At 69.7% G+C, this 1,900-nt stretch carries 2 protein-coding genes; both read right to left on the bottom strand.

The features are described 5' to 3' along the window. The coding region (locus ACY5KJ_RS12995; RefSeq protein WP_462203446.1) for a glutamyl-tRNA reductase at positions 1 to 555 on the bottom strand (555 nt) is incomplete at its 3' end. Then, on the bottom strand, positions 552 to 1,694 hold the full coding sequence (locus ACY5KJ_RS12990; RefSeq protein WP_462187878.1) for a redox-sensing transcriptional repressor Rex: 1,143 nt from the start codon (positions 1,692 to 1,694) through the stop codon (positions 552 to 554). The genes ACY5KJ_RS12990 and ACY5KJ_RS12995, both read right to left, overlap by 4 nt. Positions 1,695 to 1,900 lie beyond the last annotated feature (206 nt).

Below are 1,900 nucleotides of genomic sequence, written 5' to 3'. Positions count from 1 at the left end.
GGCCGGAACCTCGCTGTGGAGGCCCAGACCGGAGGCGGCCAACCGGACACCCACCGAGACGATGGATGCGCCAGCGGCATCGATGGACGTCTCGGAGTGGGCCCGCTTGCCGACCCGCAGCGCGGCCTGGAACAGGCCGGACAGCGCGCTGCCCGCCACCCCGGCGGCCTGACCGGCCCGGAAGGCCGTGCGTACCTGACCGAGGATCTGGCTCTCCCCGACGAGCATGGAGTCCAGGCCGCACACTACCGAGAACAGGTGCCCGATGGCCCGCGCCTCGTGGTGGACGTACAGGTGGCCGGCGAGATTACCGAGGTCGATCCCACAGATCCGGCTGAGCTGGTCGGAGATGTCGGCGACTCCGCCGTGGAAGGTCTCGACCTCGGCATAGATCTCGATGCGGTTACACGTCGAGAGCACCACCGCCTCGCTGACGTGGGTGCCCTCGGCCAGATCGTGCAGGACCTTCGGGACCTCCTCGGCCGAGACCGAGGTGCGTTCGAGCAACGACGTGGGCGCGGTCTGGTGGTTGAGCCCGACCACCAGGAGGCTCACGACGCCTCACCTCCGGCCATCAGCGATCCCGCGGCCGGCAGCGTCCTGTGGGTCGGCGATCCAGGCGCCGGGGTGTGCTCCAAGCGCGCCGCACCCGGTTCCCCCTCCCGATCATCCCGGGTCGGCCGACCGTCCCGAGCCATCCCGGCCGGACGAGCTGCCCCCGCCGGACGAGTCACGCCTACTTGCCGAGTCACCCGCACGACCTCATCCGCATCGGTCTCCAGCCTGTCCGCGGAGGGCTCCGTCCCGTCCGCGCTCGTCACCCCGTCCAGGCCCGTCACCCCCCGCGCGGCGAGGACGTCGTCGCCGCCTGGCACCGCCTCGCGGGCCGAGGGCGCCCGCCGCGCCGAGCGCGCCCGGCGCACCGGCACGGCGTCACGCCCGGAGCCGGCGCCCGGTGTGGATCTCGCGCCCCGTCTCGGTGATGTGTCCCGTGCCGGCGACGGATGTTTGCGTGCTTCATGGAACGAGAGGATCTGCAGTTCCACGGCGAGGTCGACTTTACGCACGTCCACACCGTCGGGTACCGAAAGCACCGTGGGAGCGAAGTTGAGAATGCTGGTGACCCCGGCAGCGACCAGACGGTCACACACCCCCTGCGCCGCGGCGGCCGGCGTGCAGATCATCCCAATCGTGACCTGACCCTGGACGATCACCTGTTCGAGATCGTCGACGGGACTGACGACAACCTCACCGACCCGCTCGCCGACCCGCTCGGGATCCGCGTCGACCAGGGCCACAATCCGAAAGCCCCTGGCATAAAAGCCGCCGTAACCCGCCAGGGCGTGGCCGAGGTTGCCGACTCCCACCAGCACGACCGCTCTGTCCTCGGTGAGGCCCAGTTTCGCGGCGATGCAGTCGAGCAGGACATCCACCTCGTAGCCGACGCCCCGCGTGCCGTAGGAACCGAGATGGGACAGATCCTTGCGGACCTTGGCCGGAGTGACTCCGGCGGCGGCCGCGAGCGTGTCCGAAGACACAGTGTGAACCCCGCTTTCCGCCAGTGTCGCCAGCACCCGGAGGTAGAGCGGAAGCCGCGCGACCGTCGCCTCCGGAACCTCGGAGGAACGCCTGGAAGCCGCGTCACTACGTGTGCGTCGCCGGATCACCGCCGGGCGACGCCGTGGCTGACTCATCCGCGGCTCCGATCTCTAGGCGCGCGGTTACGCCCGGAGCTATGGGCCCGGATCCGTGGCCCCGCCGACACCCGGCGTGCGGTAGTCCCAGCGTACGGTAGTCGGCGCCACAAGTCGGCTGTCCTCGGGCAGTGTACGACTTCGTGAAGGGATTCACGAAGTGCTGAGGAGAACCGGATCTGGATCTGTCGCTGATCTTGTGATTC

The organism is Frankia sp. CcWB3, assembly GCF_977927595.1.
The sequence above is the reverse complement of the archived record's forward strand: the minus strand, read 5'-3'. Positions and strand labels throughout refer to the sequence as shown.